The organism is Mangrovicoccus sp. HB161399, assembly GCF_013184745.1.
Classification (GTDB): Bacteria; Pseudomonadota; Alphaproteobacteria; order Rhodobacterales; family Rhodobacteraceae; genus Mangrovicoccus.
This window is the reverse complement of sequence record NZ_JAATVU010000097.1, coordinates 1-16,899: the sequence shown is the minus strand read 5'-3', so window position 1 is coordinate 16,899 and position 16,899 is coordinate 1. Positions and strand designations below refer to the sequence as shown.

The following is a 16,899-nucleotide window of genomic DNA, read 5'->3' as shown; positions in this document are numbered from 1 at the left end:
CTTGATGCCGGTGCCGTCCGCTGCCCGGCAGGGCATTGCGCAGCAATGCCCGAGAGGGGACGAGCAAGTGCAGCGGACCCTTGGGACCGCGATACGGGATGGTCACGTCCAGGGTCTTCTGGCGTCGGGACAGGGTGCTGAAATCCGGCACCGACCAGTCCAGCCCGGAGAGCTCCAGCAAGCTCGCCACGAAACCGGTGGCCTGGCGGAGGGGCAGCCCGAGAAGGACCTTGAAGGTCAGGCAAGCCTGGATTGCGGCGTCGCTAAATGCCTGCTGGCGGCCGCGCCGCCCGGAAGGCACCGCGTCCCATTGCATGGAGGGATCGAACCAGACGGTCAGCGATCCACGCTGCTTCAGCGCCTGATTGTAGCTACGCCAGTTGGTGGTCTTGTACGTCGTCTTGGGAGGTCTGCTCATGCCGCACAGCTAGCATGCTGGATTCACAGGATGAATTCCTCTGGATTTGCGCAACAACGCCCCGCCACGCAGATCGCAAGGCAAGCGGGCAGGAGGTGTTGAGGGAATTCCGGGAACTTCAGGAAGCCAAGGTTGCAAAACCCTTGCAAAATGGAAAGAGAAAATATTGTAATATCAAGACGTTATGTTGTAGAATGAAAGTGCAGGTTTCTGTTGCCAGGTACCTGCGAACCCCGCCTTACGCTGCTAGGCGCAAGGGCTTAGATTTCGATGTTTCGCACAGCTTACGCTGCGAGAGCCATCGGAGCACGATTGTTGTTGGCAATTATGCTTAGCGAACCGATAACGGTGGTATCTCACCGAGACAAAGCTAACACCTTTAGACGTCCGTCGATCCTATTTCGGCCCCATTTTCCCCCAACAAGGGATGTCTGGTGGAGCCGCCGGGTACCGCCCCCGGGTCCGATCCGCTTATTACGTGCGCGTTTATGCCCATAGTCCCGAAGGACAAGGCAGAAGATAGGCCGGCCGGAGGCGCGGTTCAAGGGGCAATCCGCAAACGGCCCGCAGCTTCGGCAATGCGCCCGCAAAGCAAGCATTGTCCCGGTTGCCGGGAAAATGCCCAAAAAATTCGCCGATGGCTGAAATTTCCGCTGCAGCGCCCGGCCGGGGTTGCTAATGACTCGTTAACGGTACGGAATGGGCCGTGATCCGCTGGCAGAACAGAACAGGGAAGGTGCCCGCATGGGTGTTTTGGATAGCTTCTTCAACCTGATAAACGACCTCACATGGGGCTGGGCGCTGATCCCGTTCCTCGTGGTGCTCGGCGTGTTCTTCACGCTGGTCTCCAGTTTCGTCCAGATCCGCTTCTTCAAGAAGATGTTCGACGTGCTCAAGAGCGACCCCGAAGCGGGCAAGCACGGGCATGTCTCGTCGCGCGAGGCGCTGCTTGTCTCGGTTGGCGGCCGCGTCGGCGGCGGCAACATTGCGGGCGTCGCCGTGGCGATCACCGTCGGCGGTCCCGGCGCGGTGTTCTGGATGTGGATGATCGCGCTCGTCGGCATGGCCACCAGCCTGATCGAATGCGTGCTCGCCCAGACCTACAAGGAGGCGCAGCCCGACGGCACTTATCGCGGCGGCCCCGCGCGCTACATCGTCCACGGGCTCGGCCCGGAATTCCGCTGGCTCGCCGTGGTCTACGCGGTCTGCCTGATCGCCGCCTTCGCGCTCGGCTTCAACGCCTTCCAGGGCAACACGGTCGCGGGCGCCTTCGAGGAGAGCTTCGGCCTCAAACGCCTCTACACCGGCATCGGCCTCGCCGCCATCGCGGGTCTCGTGGTCTATGGCGGCATCCGGCGCATCGCCAAGGTGGCCGACGTGATCATCCCGATCATGGCCATCGGCTATCTCGGCATGGCGATCGTCGTCGTGCTGATCAACATCCTGCACGTGCCGGGCATGATCGTCGACATCGTCGCCAATGCCTTCGGCCTGCGCGAGGCGGTGGCGGGCGGCATGGGCGCGGCAATCGCCCAAGGCTTGCGCCGCGGCCTGTTCTCCAACGAGGCGGGCCTCGGCTCCGCGCCGAACGTCGCCGCCGTCGCCTATGTGCCGCATCCGGTGACGCAGGGGATCGTGCAGTCCTTCTCGGTCTTCATCGACACGATCATCATCTGTTCCTGCACGGCCTTCATGATCCTGCTCAGCGATGTCTACCAGCCGGGCGCCGAAGGCATGGACGGGGTGGTGCTGACCCAGCAGGCGCTGGCCAGCCATGTCGGCGACTGGTCGAGCTACTTCCTGACCTTCGCGGTGCTGCTCTTCGCCTTCTCCTCGATCATCTACAACTACTACCTGGGGGAAAACGCGCTCAGCTTCCTGACCGGCAGCCCGATGTCGCTGCACATCCTGCGGGCGCTGGTGATCTTCCTCGTCTTCCTCGGGGCGACGGCGCCGAACGCACTGTTCGTGTTCAGCTTCTCCGACCCGATGATGGGGGTTCTGGCGCTGGTGAACCTGCTGGCCCTGGCGATGCTATTCCCGACGGCGATGCGCGTGCTCAACGACTACCGTGCTCAGCTGGCGGCCGGGAAGTCCCCGGTCTTCGATCCAGAGCAGTTCCCCGACCTGGCGCTGGACAAGGCCGCCTGGGCCGACGCCAAGGACGACGCCTGACGAAACCGTGGCCCCGGCGTGACAGATGCGCCGGGGCCATTTTGCAGGCTTGCGGGAGGGCAGGGGCTCTGGTTTAGAACCGTTCCAAACTCCGGAGACCAGCCATGCGAATCTTCCCTGCGCCGAAGAAACGGTTCACCGACCTTTCTGACAAGGAAATCATCGCGCTCGCCATCTCCTCGGAAGAGGATGACGAACGCATCTACCGCGGCTATGCCGACTACCTGCGCGAGGAGTTTCCAGCCTCTGCCGCGGTGTTCGACGGCATGGCGGACGAAGAGACGCAGCACCGCCAGATGCTGATCGACCTCTTCCGCGCGCGCTTCGGCGAGGTGATCCCGCTGATCCGCCGCGAGCACGTGACGGGCTTCTACAACCGCCGCCCGGTCTGGCTGGCCGAGACCATGTCGCTGGAGGAGATCCGCTCCCAGGCGAAAATCATGGAGCGCGACGCGCAGCGCTTCTACGCGCTGGCCGCGCGCCGGTCGGAGGATGCCTCCACCCGCAAGCTGATGGGCGACCTCGCGGCGGCCGAGGCCGGCCATGTCCGCTCGGCGGCGTCGCTGGAGCAGGAGCATCTCGATCCCGAGACCCGCGAGACCGAGGACGACGCGGCGCACCGCCAGTTCGTCCTGACCTGGGTGCAGCCGGGGCTGGCAGGGCTGATGGACGGCTCGGTCTCGACGCTGGCGCCGATCTTCGCCGCCGCCTTTGCCACCGGCGACACCTGGAGCACCTTCCTCGTCGGCCTTGCCGCGTCGGTCGGGGCGGGCATCTCGATGGGCTTCACCGAGGCGGCCTCGGATGACGGCCAGCTGTCGGGACGCGGCTCGCCGCTCAAGCGCGGCGTCGCCTCGGGGGTCATGACCACGCTGGGCGGGCTCGGCCATGCGCTGCCCTACCTGATCCCGCATTTCTGGACTGCGACGATCATCGCCTTCATCGTCGTCTTCTGCGAGCTCTGGGCGATCGCCTGGATCCAGAAGCGGTACATGGAGACCCCCTTCCTGCGCGCCGCGCTTCAGGTCGTGGTCGGCGGCGGGCTGGTGCTGGCCGCGGGGATCGTGATCGGCGGCGCCTGACATGGGCGGGGCAGCCGTCGTCACCCCGGACCGGATGCGCCTGATGGCGCGCTGAAACCTCTGGCAGAACCGCAGCCTGGCAGAGGCTGCGGACGGCCTGCGGGAGGCGGCGCTGCGCGCGGACCGAGGCGCGTGGTTCGGCTCGATCCTCGGCACGTTCAACCACCTGCTCTGGGGCGACCTCAACTGGCTGTCGCGCTTCGGCCGGTGCGCCCGTCCGGACGTCGCGCTCAAGGACAGGCCGTTCCTCTGCGCGGACTGGGCGGCGTTCAAGGCGGTGCGGGCGGCACAGGACGCAGTGATCCTCGGCTGGGCGGACGGCGCGCGGCCGGAGGATCTGGAGGGCGACCTCGTCTGGACCTCGGTCGGCGACGGCTCCGGGATGCGGCGGCCGCGCGGCCTCTGCATCATGCAGATCTTCAACCACCAGACCCATCACCGCGGCCGGATCCACGCAATGCTGGCCGCTGCCGGGGCGCGTCCCGGACCGACCGGCCTGCCGCTGATGCCGGACGACGCCTGAGCCATTGACCTTTCGCCCGGCGCGCTAGCTCCCACGTCGCAGGACATGCGGAGCAGGACATGACGGGCAAGGCGGCGATCTGGTGGGTCCGGAAGGATCTGAGGCTGGCGGACAATCCCTGCCTCCGCGCGGCCATCGCGGCGGGCGGTCCGGTGATCCCGGTGGCGATCCTCGATCCGCTGCATGAAGGCTTCGGCGCCGCGCCGCGGTTCCGCTGGGGGCTGGGGCTGGGGCGGTTCGCAAAGGGGCTGGAGAAGATCGGCGGACGGCTGATCCTGCGCAGGGGCGATCCGCTGGAGATCCTGAAGCGCCTGGCGGAAGAGACCGGAGCAGGGACGGTGATGTGGTCGCGCCATTACGACCCGGACTGCATCGCCCGCGACAAGGCGGTGAAATCCGGGCTCGAAGCGGCCGGGCTGGCGGCGAAGAGCCATGCCGGGCACCTGCTGTTCGAACCCTGGCGGGTCGAGACCAAGACCGGCGGCTTCTACAAGGTATTCACTCCGATGTGGAAGGCGGTGCGCGATTCCGCGCTGCCGGAGCCGGAGCGCGCGCCATCGAAATGGCCCGCGCCGGAAAGCTGGCCGGAAACGGAGAAGCTGGCGGACTGGGCGCTCGGTGCCGACATGCGCCGCGCCCTGCCGATCCTCGAAAGCCACCAGCGGGTGGGAGAGGCCGAGGCCGCGGAGCGGCTCGGCTGGTTCCTCGACGGGCCGGTGGACAATTACGATGCGGCGCGCGACATTCCCGGCGAGGACGGCACTTCGCGGATGAGCCCGCACCTGGCCTGGGGCGAGATCGGCCCGCTGACCTGCTGGCATGCCGCGCTGCGCCGCCGCGAGGAGGGATCGAAAGGCGCGGAGACGTTCCTGAAGGAACTGGTCTGGCGCGAATTCGCCTATCACCTCGCCTATCACACGCCGCATATCGTGACGGACAACTGGCGGGAGGAATGGAAGGCCTTCCCCTGGAACGAGAAGGTGACGGAGAAGGTCCGCGCCTGGCAGCGGGGCCGCACCGGCATTCCCTTCGTCGACGCGGCGATGCGCGAGATGTGGGTGACCGGCACCATGCACAACCGCGGCCGGATGATCGTGGCAAGCTACCTGACGAAGCACCTGATGACCCATTGGCGGGTCGGGCTGAAATGGTTCGAGGACTGCCTGACCGACTGGGACCCGGCCTCCAACGCGCTCGGCTGGCAATGGTCGGCAGGCTCCGGCCCCGACGCGACGCCCTATTTCCGGGTCTTCAACCCGGTGACGCAGCTCGACAAGTTCGACCGCAACCGGCGCTACGCGGATGCCTGGATCGCAGAAGGCAAGCGCAATCCGTCCGATACCGCGCTTGCCTATTTCGGCGCCACGCCGCTGTCCTGGGGGCTTTCGGCGGCCGATTCCTATCCCGATCCGGTGGTCACGCCGGAGGAGGGACGGAAAATCGCGCTGGAGGCCTATCAAGGCCGGAACTTTTAACGGAAATTTATGATCTGCGGGCCGCGCGGGCCCGTATCCTCCGATATGGCCGAGCGAGGAGCAGGGATGGCAATTCTCACCAGTGTCGAGGGGCAGGCAGATCTTCCCCGGTATTTTGCCCGGGTCTTCAGCCAGGCACAGGGCATCAACAGCGGGCGGCTGGATGTGGAGCTGCCGGACGGGCGCGTGTTCCGCGTCGAGGGCGCGGCGCCCGGGCCGGTGGCGGAAATCGCCATCCACGACGGCGACCTGTTCTCGCGCATCCTGCGCGACGGCGATGTCGGCTTTGCCGAGGCCTACATGGAGGGCGGCTGGACGACGCCCGACCTGCAGGCGCTGATGGATTTCATCCATGCCGACAATGACGCGCTGCTCAACGGCTTCCCGGGGCTGGTGCTGGTGCGGCTCTGGGAACAGCTGCGCTTCCGGCTGCAGGCGAATTCGAAGCGCCAGGCCCGCCGGAACATCGCCCATCACTACGATCTCGGCAACGAATTCTACGGGCTCTGGCTCGACGGGACGATGACCTATTCCTCGGCGCTGTTCTCCACCGGCCAGGAAAGCATGGAGGCGGCCCAGACCGCGAAATACGCGCATCTGGTCGACCAGATCGGCGTGCAGCCCGGCGACCACGTTCTGGAAATCGGCTGCGGCTGGGGCGGCTTCGCCGAATACGCGGCGAAGGAGCGCGGGCTGCGGGTCACCGGTCTGACGATTTCCGAGCGGCAGGCGGAATTCGCCCGGGCGCGGATCGCGCGGGCCGGGCTGTCGGAGCTGGTCGAGATCAAGCTGAAGGATTACCGCGACGAGACCGGTCTGTATGACGGGGTGGCCTCGATCGAGATGTTCGAGGCGGTGGGCGAACGCTACTGGCCGGTCTATTTCGACGTGCTGCGGCGGCGTCTGAAGCCGGGGCGGCTGGCGACGCTGCAGGTGATCACGGTGGAGGACCGCCGCTTCGAGACCTACCGCAAGAGCGTGGATTTCATCCAGAAATACATCTTCCCGGGCGGCATGCTGCCGAGCCCGTCGGTGCTGCGGGCGGAGGCCGAGCGGGCCGGGCTGCGGGTGGCGCGGAGCATGGAATTCGGCGAGAGCTATTCGCAGACGCTGCGGCGCTGGCACGAGAGCTTCAACGGCGCCTGGGAGGAGGTCGCGCGCTTCGGCTTCGACGACCGGTTCCGACGGATGTGGAATTTCTACCTGACCTCCTGCGCGTCCTCGTTCGCCGCCGGCGTGTGCGACGTGACCCAGATCACCATCGAGAACCCGGTGCCGGTCCGCGTGCGGGCCTGAACCAGCGGAGCGCGCCTTGCGGCGCGCATTCCCTTCATGGAGCAGATGGCCGGCCCTCCGGATCGCGGGCGCGATCCGGGGGCGCAGATGTCACGCGGCGAGCCCGTGGACAAGGTTCGCCGCGAGGATGAGCATGGTGACGGCGATCAGGATGTCGAGCCGCCGCCAGGCGCGCGGGCTGCGCATCAGCGGCGCTAGGAATTGCGCGCCGTAGCCCAGCGAGAAGAAGAACGCGAAGGAAGCGGCGATGGCGCCGAGGGCGAAGGCGGTCTTCGCCGGGCCCGCGTATTGCGTCGAGACCGCGCCGATCAGGCCGAGCGTGTCGAGATAGACATGCGGGTTCGCCCAGGTGAAGGCGGCGGCGGTCAGCAGCGTCGGGAGCAGGCTGGCGCTGCGCCCGTGCATCGCCAGGTCATGGCCGCCCTTCGCCGCGTCGCGCAGCCGGAGCAGGGCATAGCCGACCAGGAACGCGGCGCCGAGCGCGGCCATGGCCCCGGGGACCCAGGGGAGCGCGCGGACCAGCGCGCCGAAGCCTGCCACGCCGGCGGCGATCAGCACCGCGTCCGAGAGCGCGCAGAACAGGCACAGCGGCAGCACATGCGACTGCAGAAGCCCCTGCCGCAGGACGAAGGCATTCTGCGCCCCGATCGCGACGATCAGCGAGAGCCCGGTGGCGAAGCCGGTTGCCGCGGCTCCCGCCCACATGGATCAGGAGGCGCGGTGGGCCGCGACCGCCGACTCGTGCATCTTCACCAGCGCGCCGTCATCCGCTGCCGGGGCAGGGGCGGCGCCGCGGTCGGGCGGATAGACCAGCCCGGCCGAGATCACCAGCTTGGCGGCATCCTCGACGCTCATGTCCAGCTCGATCACGTCGCGCCGCGGCAGGTAGAGCAGGAAGCCCGAGGTCGGGTTCGGCGTGGTCGGCACGAAGATCGACAGCAGGTCGTCGTCGCAGGGCGCGCGCCGGTTGATCTCGCCGCGGGCGGGCGTGGAGACGAAGCCGAGTGCCCAGCAGCCCTTGCGCGGGTATTCGATCATGCAGGCCTTGTCGAAGCTGGTGTCCTGCTGCGCGAAGACGGTTTCGGCGATCTGCTTCAGCCCGTTGTAGATCGAGCGCACCACCGGCATCTGGCCGACGAGCTCCTCGGCGGCATTGATCAGCGAGCGGCCGATGATGCCCTTTGCGATCCAGCCGACCGCGATGGTGAACAGCAGGAAGAAGATGACGCCGACGCCGCGCAGGTTGATGCCGATATACTGTTCGGGATTGAACCGCGCCGGGACCAGCGGCAGCACGAAGCCGTCGATCCAGCCGACCACGGTCCAGATCAGGTAGAGCGTCAGCCCGATCGGCGCGATCACCACGAGCCCGGTCAGGAAGCTGGCGCGGAGATTGGCCAGCATCCGGTGCTTGCGCGGCTTGTGGAGGGTGTTGGGGTCTTCGAAAGGCTCGAGCATCTGCAGAGGTCCTGAGGGCGCGTCAGACGAAATCTAGGGGCTGCGGCAGGGCCGCACAATGGGCGGCTGCCCACGAAACGGGCATGCGCGGCGGGTTCAGGCGAGTCTGGTGAATTCTTTGGCAATGGCCGCGGCGAGCCGGGCATTGGCGCGCACCAGCGCGATATTGGTCTCCAGCGAGCGCCCCGCGGTCAGTTCGAGGATGCGCCCGAGCAGGAAGGGCGTCACCGCCTTGCCCTGGATGCCCTGTTCCGCGGCCTCTGCGGTGGCCTGCGCGATCACCGGCGCCATTTCCCCGCCGGGGATCTCGTCGGCCTCGGGCACGGGGTTGGCCACCAGCTGTCCGCCGGGGACGCCGAGCGCGGCGCGCATCGCCGCCGAGGCCGCGATGTCCGCGGGATTGTCGGCGCGCATCGGCGCGGCCAGGCCGCTGTCGCGCGACCAGAAGGCCGGCAGCGCGTCCTGGCCGTAGGCGAAGACCGGCACGCCGAGGGTTTCGAGCACTTCCAGCGTCTTCGGCAGGTCGAGGATCGCCTTTGCCCCGGCGCAGACCACGGTGACCGGGGTCTGGGCGAGTTCCTGCAGGTCGGCGGAGATGTCGAAGCTCAGCTCCGCGCCCTTGTGCACGCCGCCGATGCCGCCGGTCGCGAAGACGCGGATGCCGGCGGCGCGGGCGGCGATCATGGTGGCGGCGACGGTGGTGGCGCCGGAGATGCCGGTGGCGAGCGCCACGGGCAGGTCGGCGCGGCTGAGCTTGGCGATGTCCGAGCGCTGCGCCAGGGCCTCCAGCTGGGAGGTTTCCAGCCCGACATGCAGATGGCCGTCGATCACCGCGATGGTGGCCGGAACGGCGCCTGCGGCGCGGATGTCGTTTTCCACCGCGCGGGCGGTTTCCAGGTTGCGCGGATAGGGCATGCCATGGGTGATGATGGTGCTTTCCAGCGCCACGATCGGGCCGCCGAACTGGCGGGCGGCAGCGACTTCGGCGGAATAGCGGATGTCGGGGGTCATGCGATGTCTTCTCCGGCAACGTAGCGGGCGGCGGATTGGGTGGCGTGCATCAGGGCCTCGCCCCGGCCCATGCCCTTGAGCTCGGCAGCGATATGGACGGCCATCAGCGTGTCGCCCGCCCCGGTGACGCGCCTGGGTTCGACGAGGGGCGGAGTGGCGCGGTAGCAGTTGGTGGCCGAAAGGTCCACCGCCTCGCCGACCCCGTCGGTCACGATGCAGCGTTCCGCCCCGGCCTTCAGCAGGCAGCGCGCGGCGCCCCCGGCATCGGGCGCGTTGCAGCCGGAGAGGAGATTTGCCTCCTCGCGGTTCACATAGAGCGTTCCGCGTCCGGACTCGAGGAAGGCCTTAAGCCGGTCGGCCTTGCCCGGGCTTGCCGGGGCGATGCGCAGGTCGGCGGCGGCGAAGAGCGGGCTGCCGGCGATCTCCGAAAGGAGCGCCGCGGTCAGGTTGCCGTCCAGCGCGATGGTCCCGCCATAGGGCGCTGCCGCGCTGCCCAGCGTGCCGTCCTCCAGCGGGGCGAGGATTGCGTCGCCCGCCGCCTCCAGCGAATGCGCGTCGGCGATGGCGGCGATCAGCCCGTTGGCGCCCTCGACGGCCATGTAGGCGTCGGTCGGCAGGTCGGGGCGGCGCAGCGCCAGCGTCAGGTCGACCCCCAGCGCGGCGCAGGCCAGCGCCAGCGTGTCGCCCTCGGGATCGGTGCCGAGCACGGTCAGCACCTGCGGGAACATGCCCAGCCGCGCCAGCGCGGCCGCGATGTTCAGCGCGACCCCGCCCGGCACGCGGCGGATCCGTCCGGGCCGGTCGTGCCCGGCCTCCATCACGTGGTCATGGCGTCCGATCGTGTCCCAGAGCGCCGAGCCGATGCACAGGATATGTCTGTTCGGGATCATGGCCGATCATCTGAACGGGAGGCGGCCGGACTGCAAGGCTTTCCTGCAGGGCCGTCCGCATTTGTCCGCGACTGTTTCCCGTCTGCTCGGCGGGCGTCCGGCACCCGGGACGGCCCGCAGTCCGGCGGCGGCCGTTCCGCCCGCCGCGCGGGAAAGGCCGTTGCATGGCCGCCAATCGCGCTGCACCGTCATTTGGATCATGGCGCCGCGCAGGCCCGCCGGGACATGTGCCGGGGCGCGTCCGGGGATTCCGCTTGCACCTTCCCTGCGGACGCACTATAGGCGCCGCTATCTCGCAGGCAGGGTCCGGGCCTATGGGGGAGACATCCCCGTATGGTCCACCGGTTGGGGCATCCGCCCCTCAAGACCCCGCCAAGGCTCAAACCGGAAAGGATAGGACATGAGCGTCGATTTCACCATGCGCCAGCTGCTCGAAGCAGGCGTGCACTTCGGCCACCAGACCCAGCGCTGGAACCCGCGGATGGCAGAGTACATCTACGGCGACCGCAACGGCATCCACATTCTCGACCTGACCCAGACCGTCCCGATGCTGGACGCCGCTCTGCAGGCCGTCAAGGAAACCGTCGCCAAGGGCGGCCGCGTCCTCTTCGTCGGCACCAAGCGCCAGGCCCAGAAGCCGATCGCAGATGCCGCAGAGAAATGCGCGCAGTACTACATGAACCACCGCTGGCTCGGCGGCACGCTGACCAACTGGAAGACCGTCTCCCAGTCGATCAACCGCCTGAAGGCGATCGACGAGCAGATGGCCCTGGGCGCCGAAGGCCTCACCAAGAAAGAGCGCCTGGGCATGGAGCGCGAGCAGGCCAAGCTGCAGGCATCGCTCGGCGGGATCCGCGAAATGGGCGGCGTGCCGGACATGCTGTTCATCATCGACGTCAAGAAAGAGGACCTCGCGATCCTCGAAGCCAAGAAGCTGGGCATCCCGGTCGTCGCCGTCGTCGACACCAACTGCTCGCCGGAAGGCGTCGACTACGTGATCCCGGGCAACGATGACGCCGCCCGCGCCATCGGCCTGTACTGCGACCTGGTCGCGCGCGCAGCGCTCGACGGCATGACCGCCCAGATGGGCGCGGCCGGCATCGACCTGGGCGAGTTCGAGGACCTGGCCGAGGAAGACCTCGGCGCGGCCGAAGAGCCGGCCCTCGCGGAAGAGCCCGCGGAAGGCTGAGCCACGGCTGATCCGTCGCGGGGGCCTCTTGGCCCCCGTTACACAAATGACATGACCTGCGGCTAGGTCCGCGGGGATCCCAGACGAAAACGAGGAGAGCACCATGGCGATTACCGCAGCACTGGTGAAGGAACTTCGCGACAAGACCGGCGCGGGCATGATGGACGCCAAGAAGGCGCTGACCGAGAATGACGGCGACATGGAAGCCGCCGTCGACTGGCTGCGCACCAAGGGCCTCGCCAAGGCCGCCAAGAAATCCGGCCGCACCGCCGCCGAGGGCCTCGTGGCCGTCGCCGTCGAAGGCGGCAAGGGCGTCGCCGTCGAGGTGAACTCCGAAACCGACTTCGTCGCCAAGAACGCCGAGTTCCAGTCGATGGTCAAGGCGATCTCCGCCGCGGCCCTGACCGTGTCCGACGTCGAGGCGCTGAAGGCGGCCGACCTGGGCGGCAAGTCCGTCGAGGCCACGCTGACCGACAAGATCGCCACCATCGGCGAGAACATGACCCTGCGCCGGATGGAAACGCTGGAAGGCGCATCGGTCGTCTCCTACGTGCACAACGCCGCCGCTGACGGCATGGGCAAGATCGGCGTTCTCGTCGCCCTGACCGGCGACAACGAAGCCTTCGGCCGCCAGGTCGCGATGCACGTCGCCGCGATCAACCCGGCATCGCTCTCCGAGGACGACATCGATCCGTCCCTGGTCGAGCGCGAGAAGGCCGTCCTGACCGAGCAGGCCCGCGAGTCCGGCAAGCCCGAGAACATCATCGAGAACATGATCAAGGGCCGGATGAAGAAGTTCTTCTCCGAGGTCACGCTGCTGAACCAGGCCTTCGTGATCAACCCCGACCTGACCGTCGGCGCGGCTGCCAAGGAAGCAGGCGTCGAGATCACCGGCTTCGTCCGGGTCGAGGTCGGCGAAGGCATCGAGAAGGTCGAGGAAGACTTCGCTGCCGAAGTCGCCAAGGCTGCCCAGGGCTGATCCGTCCTGACGCTTTCGGGGGGCCGGAACCGCTGCGCGCGGCTCCGGCCCCTTTCCTTTTCCGCCGGAGAATGTCCCGTGACCCCAGCCGCCCGCATCGCCGCCGCCATCGAGGTCCTCGACCGGGTGCTCTCCGGCGAGCCCGCCGAGAAGGTCCTGACCACCTGGGGGCGGACAAACCGCTATGCCGGCTCGAAGGACCGCGCCGCGGTCCGCGACCATGTCTTCGGCGCGCTGCGCCGCAAGCGCAGCCTGGCGGCGCTCGGCGGGGCTGAGACCGGCCGCGGGCTGATGATCGGCGCGATGCGCGCCGCGGGCGAGGCGCCCGAGACGGCCTTCACGGGCGAGCGCCACGCCCCGGCGCCGCTCGATGCCGCCGAGGCCGCGGCGGGGCTTGCGCCCGCGCCCGGGGCCGAGGCCGCCGACTGCCCGGACTGGATCTGGGAGCGCAGCCTCGCGCAGCTCGGTCCGCGCGCGGAGCCTGTCTGGGCCGTGCAGGGCCAGGCGGCGCCGGTCGGCCTGCGGGCCAACCTGGCCCGGATCTCCGCCGCCGGCCTGGCGGAGCGGCTGGCGGGGCAGGGGATCGAGGTGCAGCCCGACCCGCGCAGCCCCTCGGCGCTGATCGCCCCGGGCCGGCCGCGCGGCCTGACCCAGCTTGCCGAATGGCAGGACGGGCTGTTCGAGCTGCAGGATGCCGGATCGCAATGGGTCTCGGATCTCGTGCCGCTGGGGCCGGGGCAGTCGCTGATGGACTACTGCGCCGGGGGCGGCGGCAAGACGCTGGCGGTGGCGGCGCGGGTCAAGGGGCGGTTCCATGCCCATGACGCCCATCCCCGCCGCATGGCCGACCTGCCGGTGCGGGCGGAGCGGGCCGGGGTGAATGTCGCAGTCTGCGCGCCGGGCGGCAAGCTGCCGTCCTGCGACACGGTGCTGGCCGACGTGCCCTGTTCCGGGTCGGGAACCTGGCGGCGCGCGCCGGATGCGAAATGGCGCTTCTCTCCTGCCGATCTGGAGGAGGTCACGGCCCTGCAGGCCGAGATCCTCGACCGGGCGGCGGAGCTGGTCCGTCCCGGCGGGCATCTCGTCCATGCCACCTGTTCGGTCTTCGACGAGGAGAACGCGGCCCAGGCGGCGGCCTTCCTGGCGCGGCATCCGGAATTTTCCGAAGTTTCCCAAGCCTCCATCCTGCCTGACGCGGGTTCGGACGGCTATTTTGCGGCGGTTTTTGCCAAAGCCAAATAAATGTTCCGGAGATAGGTTCCGTTAACCTTTCCGGCCAAGGCTCCCTGTAAGGTGCCGTTAACCATTCGCGCGCCTAACTGGCGTGAATGAATCGGAAACGGAGGGGGCGGTGAGCGCCACGTCACTCGAAATGCCCGGACCGCTCCGGCAGGCCTGCAGCCGGGTCCGGGGCGGAGCCTTGCCGCTGCTGTTCGGCGGCCTCGTGCTTTTCCTGCTTTCCGCCTGGCTCTATCCCAGCCCGACCTGGATGCTGGTCGGCACCGCGGCGGCGACGCTCTGCGTGCTGGCGCTGGCCGTGCTCCTGCTGGCGGCGCAGCAGGCGCGGATCAGCGGCGAGGTCTTCGAGACCGTCCGGCGGATGCTGTCCTGGGACCCGGTGCCGGCCTTCACCACGGACATGCAGGGACGCATCCTGTGGCGCAACGAGGAGGCGATGTTGGTCTACCCCACCGAGGAGACCGGACGGCTGTCGCCGCTCCTGCGCGAAATCGTGGCGGATCACGCCAATTTCGTGGCCGAACTGCAGGCCCGCGCCACCCTGCACGGCCATGCCCGCGAAACCCGCACCGCGCTCGGCCGGATCGTCCATGTCTCCGTCCTGCGCAGCGGCGACGGCAGCTTCCTGTGGCGGATCGAGGAAGCCTGCACCCAGGAGGAGGCCGGGCTCGACATGCTCGACATCCCGGTGATGCGGCTCTCGGGTTCCGGCCTCGTGGTCTCCGCCAACCGGGCGATGCAGGCGCTGCTCGACCGCCAGGTCTCCCGGCTCGACCAGATTTTCGGCGACCTGCCGCTGGCTTCCGGCTCGATCCACATGGTGCGGACCATCGACGGGCAGCTGCCGATGCAGGTCTTCTTCAACGAGACCAAGATCGGCAAGGATGTCTATCTGGTGCCGGTCGCCCCATCGCAGGTCTCGGACGACACGCGGCTTTTCGAGACGCTTCCGGTGCCGCTGCTCAAGCTCAACAGCCAGGGCGAGATCGTGCTGGCCAACCGCGGCGCGCGCGAACTGCTCGAGGATGACATACCGTCGGGCCGCCGCCTGTCGGAACTGGTCTCGGGGCTCGGCCGATCGGTGACCGACTGGCTGCAGGATGCCACCGAAGGGAGGGGCCTGAACCGCTCGGAATTCCTGCAGGTGACCAAGCAGACCAAGGATGTCTTCGTCCAGGTGACGCTGAAGCCGCTGCCCGAGCACGAGGAAGCCGACCTGATCGCGGTGCTCAACGACGCAACCGAGCTCAAGACGCTGGAGGCGCAATTCGTCCAGAGCCAGAAGATGCAGGCGATCGGCCAGCTGGCCGGCGGCGTGGCGCATGACTTCAACAACCTGCTGACCGCGATCTCCGGCCATTGCGACCTGCTGCTGTTGCGGCACGACCAGGGCGACCCGGAATATGGAGACCTGGTGCAGATCCACCAGAACACCAACCGCGCCGCCTCGCTGGTGGGACAGCTTCTGGCCTTTTCGCGCAAGCAGACGCTCCAGCCCGAGATGGTCGACCTGCGCGACGCGCTCTCCGAGCTGACCCATCTGCTGAACCGCCTGGTCGGCGAGAAGATCACGCTCAAGCTGCGCCACGATCCCAATCTCGCGCCGATCCGCGCCGACAAGCGGCAGCTGGAACAGGTGATCATGAACCTCGTGGTGAATTCCCGCGACGCGATGCCCGAGGGCGGCGAGATCACCATCGAAACCGAGGCGCAGACGCTCGACCGCGAGATCAAGCGCAACCGCGCGGCCATTCCCGCGGGCGACTATTCGGTGGTGAAGGTCATCGACCACGGCATCGGCATTCCGCCGGACAAGGTGACCAAGGTGTTCGAGCCGTTCTACACCACCAAGCGCACCGGCGAGGGCACGGGCCTGGGGCTCTCGACGGCCTATGGCATCGTCAAGCAGACCGGCGGCTTCATCTTCGTGGAAAGCGAGATCGGCATCGGCACGACCTTCATCCTCTACTTCCCCTCCCACCGCCTGAAGGAGCCGCCGCTGCCCGAGGTCGCGAAGCCCGAGGAGCAGGAGCGCGTGACGCAGGCCGAGGGCGTGGTGCTGCTGGTGGAGGACGAAGCCCCGGTCCGCGCCTTCGCCTCGCGGGCGCTCCGGCTGCGCGGCTACACGGTGCTGGAGGCGGAGAGCGCCGAGGAGGCGCTGGAGACGCTCTCGGACCGCGATCTCGAGGTCGATGTCTTCGTGACCGATGTGGTGATGCCGGGAATGGACGGGCCCAGCTGGGTGACCCAGGCGCTGAAGGAACGCCCCGATACGCGGGTGGTCTTCGTCTCGGGATATGCCGAGGATGCCCTGGCCGACCACAAGAGCCGGATCCCGAATTCGGTCTTCCTTCCGAAGCCGTTCTCGCTGAATGACCTGACCCGGACGGTTCAGGCGCAGTTCAACAACCGGATGCATTGATCCGGTGCGGGCCCGGCGCAGCATGCGCCGGTGTCAGCATGCCCGGAGCGGAAAGCCCCGCCGCGGATGCGGGCGGGGCTGGGGATCGCGGGGGCCGATCCGGATCGGTGGGCACTGCGCGTGCTGCGGCAGGGAGGCCGCGGGGGAACCTTACCAGAGGCAGATGATGCCGCCCGCCGTCGTGCCGGTGGCCCGGACCTTCCGCACGCGCAACGGATAGATCATCCCGGCCTGGACATTCTGCATGGTCAGCACGCTTCCGGCCGCGCTGTCGACAAGCTCGACGGCAAGGGTCCCGCCCACGCCGACGAAAATGGCGCGCGAATGCGTCGGCAGCGAAGCGCTGTCGCTCGGCGTCACGGGGGCTCCCGCGCTGGCCGGAGAGGTCAGGCTCGGGGAATGGCTGTCGAACTTGTCGGGCATGAAGTGCTCCTTGCGCGCGGCCCGCGCCGGAGGGCGCAAGGCATGTGGGTCAATGTGCCTGGTCCTCGGCTCTCGCTCCGGATTGCGGCACGGGTCGGATCGTACGGCCAAAGCCTTAAGGCGGGCGAAAGGCACCGCACGGTGCCGGACGGCCTTGTTGCACCGATGGGAGAAAGGGATTCTTATTTGAATCCTGGGGGGTAGGCTGGGCATGTGCCGGAACCCGCAGACTACACGACTCCCTGTCTTGGACGCCTTGGCATGACAAGCTTGCGGAAGCTTGGCGGGGTTTCGGCGTGCGACCGGAGCAATCGCCTCG

14 protein-coding genes, 1 other RNA gene and 1 pseudogene are annotated in these 16,899 nt (G+C 68.0%); 9 read left to right on the top strand and 7 right to left on the bottom strand.

Annotated elements, in window-relative coordinates; translation table 11 throughout:
• Together HCC78_RS28555 and ssrA are read right to left on the bottom strand one after the other, a co-directional pair.
• The coding region (locus HCC78_RS28555) for a transposase (protein ID WP_172332153.1) at nt 1–418 on the bottom strand (418 nt) is incomplete at its 3' end.
• A gap of 199 nt (nt 419–617) precedes the next feature.
• Nucleotides 618–967: a transfer-messenger RNA gene (gene ssrA, locus HCC78_RS28550) on the bottom strand.
• Between the two features lie 195 nt (nt 968–1,162).
• Between ssrA and HCC78_RS28545 the strand changes: the two genes are divergently transcribed.
• The 5 genes and pseudogenes from HCC78_RS28545 to HCC78_RS28525 all read left to right on the top strand — a co-directional run bounded on the left by HCC78_RS28545 (nt 1,163) and on the right by HCC78_RS28525 (nt 6,969).
• Nucleotides 1,163–2,593: a sodium:alanine symporter family protein gene (locus HCC78_RS28545; RefSeq protein ID WP_172332152.1), complete on the top strand. Its 1,431-nt coding sequence runs from the start codon at nt 1,163–1,165 to the stop codon at nt 2,591–2,593.
• A 104-nt stretch (nt 2,594–2,697) separates the two neighbouring features.
• Nucleotides 2,698–3,675, top strand: a complete 978-nt coding sequence (gene mbfA / locus HCC78_RS28540) for an iron exporter MbfA (RefSeq protein WP_172332151.1) — start codon at nt 2,698–2,700, stop codon at nt 3,673–3,675.
• Nucleotides 3,676–3,742: 67 nt separating this feature from the next.
• Nucleotides 3,743–4,198: pseudogene (locus HCC78_RS28535) on the top strand (DinB family protein); the annotation flags it as partial.
• Between the two features lie 59 nt (nt 4,199–4,257).
• A complete protein-coding gene (locus HCC78_RS28530; protein ID WP_172332150.1) occupies nt 4,258–5,673 on the top strand; it encodes a deoxyribodipyrimidine photo-lyase in 1,416 nt (471 codons plus the stop codon).
• A gap of 66 nt (nt 5,674–5,739) precedes the next feature.
• Nucleotides 5,740–6,969: a cyclopropane-fatty-acyl-phospholipid synthase family protein gene (locus HCC78_RS28525; RefSeq protein WP_172332149.1), complete on the top strand. Its 1,230-nt coding sequence runs from the start codon at nt 5,740–5,742 to the stop codon at nt 6,967–6,969.
• A gap of 90 nt (nt 6,970–7,059) precedes the next feature.
• On the opposite strand, the gene HCC78_RS28520 is transcribed toward HCC78_RS28525, so the two are convergent.
• From HCC78_RS28520 to HCC78_RS28505, 4 genes are all read right to left on the bottom strand, one after another.
• Nucleotides 7,060–7,674, bottom strand: coding sequence for a LysE/ArgO family amino acid transporter (locus HCC78_RS28520; protein ID WP_172332148.1), 615 nt, complete (start codon nt 7,672–7,674; stop codon nt 7,060–7,062).
• A gap of 3 nt (nt 7,675–7,677) precedes the next feature.
• Nucleotides 7,678–8,427: a DUF502 domain-containing protein gene (locus tag HCC78_RS28515; RefSeq protein ID WP_172332147.1), complete on the bottom strand. Its 750-nt coding sequence runs from the start codon at nt 8,425–8,427 to the stop codon at nt 7,678–7,680.
• A gap of 96 nt (nt 8,428–8,523) precedes the next feature.
• Nucleotides 8,524–9,438 (bottom strand): pseudouridine-5'-phosphate glycosidase, encoded by a 915-nt coding sequence (locus tag HCC78_RS28510; protein ID WP_172332146.1) that lies wholly within the window; start codon nt 9,436–9,438, stop codon nt 8,524–8,526.
• Nucleotides 9,435–10,328: a PfkB family carbohydrate kinase gene (locus HCC78_RS28505; RefSeq protein ID WP_172332145.1), complete on the bottom strand. Its 894-nt coding sequence runs from the start codon at nt 10,326–10,328 to the stop codon at nt 9,435–9,437. Before HCC78_RS28505 ends, HCC78_RS28510 begins: the two co-directional genes overlap by 4 nt.
• A gap of 400 nt (nt 10,329–10,728) precedes the next feature.
• Between HCC78_RS28505 and rpsB the strand changes: the two genes are divergently transcribed.
• From rpsB to HCC78_RS28485, 4 genes are all read left to right on the top strand, one after another.
• A complete protein-coding gene (rpsB, locus tag HCC78_RS28500) occupies nt 10,729–11,517 on the top strand; it encodes a 30S ribosomal protein S2 (protein ID WP_172332144.1) in 789 nt (262 codons plus the stop codon).
• A gap of 103 nt (nt 11,518–11,620) precedes the next feature.
• Entirely contained in the window at nt 11,621–12,496 is an 876-nt protein-coding gene (tsf, locus tag HCC78_RS28495; RefSeq protein ID WP_172332143.1) for a translation elongation factor Ts, read from the top strand.
• A gap of 78 nt (nt 12,497–12,574) precedes the next feature.
• A complete protein-coding gene (locus HCC78_RS28490) occupies nt 12,575–13,738 on the top strand; it encodes an RsmB/NOP family class I SAM-dependent RNA methyltransferase (RefSeq protein ID WP_172332142.1) in 1,164 nt (387 codons plus the stop codon).
• 178 nt (nt 13,739–13,916) lie between these two features.
• The gene (locus HCC78_RS28485) at nt 13,917–16,157 is read left to right on the top strand and encodes an ATP-binding protein (protein WP_371743952.1); all 2,241 of its coding nucleotides are present in this window, start codon (nt 13,917–13,919) and stop codon (nt 16,155–16,157) included.
• Between the two features lie 150 nt (nt 16,158–16,307).
• On the opposite strand, the gene HCC78_RS28480 is transcribed toward HCC78_RS28485, so the two are convergent.
• Nucleotides 16,308–16,580 carry a hypothetical protein gene (locus HCC78_RS28480; RefSeq protein WP_172332141.1) on the bottom strand — a complete coding sequence of 91 codons (273 nt, stop codon included), beginning with the start codon at nt 16,578–16,580 and terminating at the stop codon, nt 16,308–16,310.
• Nucleotides 16,581–16,899: the final 319 nt, after the last annotated feature.

What these genes read in the sequence shown, in the direction of transcription:
- HCC78_RS28530 (WP_172332150.1), top strand. Translation starts at nt 4,258, where the DNA reads ATGACGGGCAAGGCGGCGATCTGGTGGGTCCGGAAGGATCTGAGGCTG.
- HCC78_RS28510 (WP_172332146.1), bottom strand. Translation starts at nt 9,438, where the DNA reads ATGACCCCCGACATCCGCTATTCCGCCGAAGTCGCTGCCGCCCGCCAG.
- HCC78_RS28525 (WP_172332149.1), top strand. Translation starts at nt 5,740, where the DNA reads ATGGCAATTCTCACCAGTGTCGAGGGGCAGGCAGATCTTCCCCGGTAT.
- tsf (WP_172332143.1), top strand. Translation starts at nt 11,621, where the DNA reads ATGGCGATTACCGCAGCACTGGTGAAGGAACTTCGCGACAAGACCGGC.
- HCC78_RS28520 (WP_172332148.1), bottom strand. Translation starts at nt 7,674, where the DNA reads ATGTGGGCGGGAGCCGCGGCAACCGGCTTCGCCACCGGGCTCTCGCTG.
- HCC78_RS28545 (WP_172332152.1), top strand. Translation starts at nt 1,163, where the DNA reads ATGGGTGTTTTGGATAGCTTCTTCAACCTGATAAACGACCTCACATGG.
- HCC78_RS28515 (WP_172332147.1), bottom strand. Translation starts at nt 8,427, where the DNA reads ATGCTCGAGCCTTTCGAAGACCCCAACACCCTCCACAAGCCGCGCAAG.
- mbfA (WP_172332151.1), top strand. Translation starts at nt 2,698, where the DNA reads ATGCGAATCTTCCCTGCGCCGAAGAAACGGTTCACCGACCTTTCTGAC.
- rpsB (WP_172332144.1), top strand. Translation starts at nt 10,729, where the DNA reads ATGAGCGTCGATTTCACCATGCGCCAGCTGCTCGAAGCAGGCGTGCAC.
- HCC78_RS28505 (WP_172332145.1), bottom strand. Translation starts at nt 10,328, where the DNA reads ATGATCCCGAACAGACATATCCTGTGCATCGGCTCGGCGCTCTGGGAC.
- HCC78_RS28480 (WP_172332141.1), bottom strand. Translation starts at nt 16,580, where the DNA reads ATGCCCGACAAGTTCGACAGCCATTCCCCGAGCCTGACCTCTCCGGCC.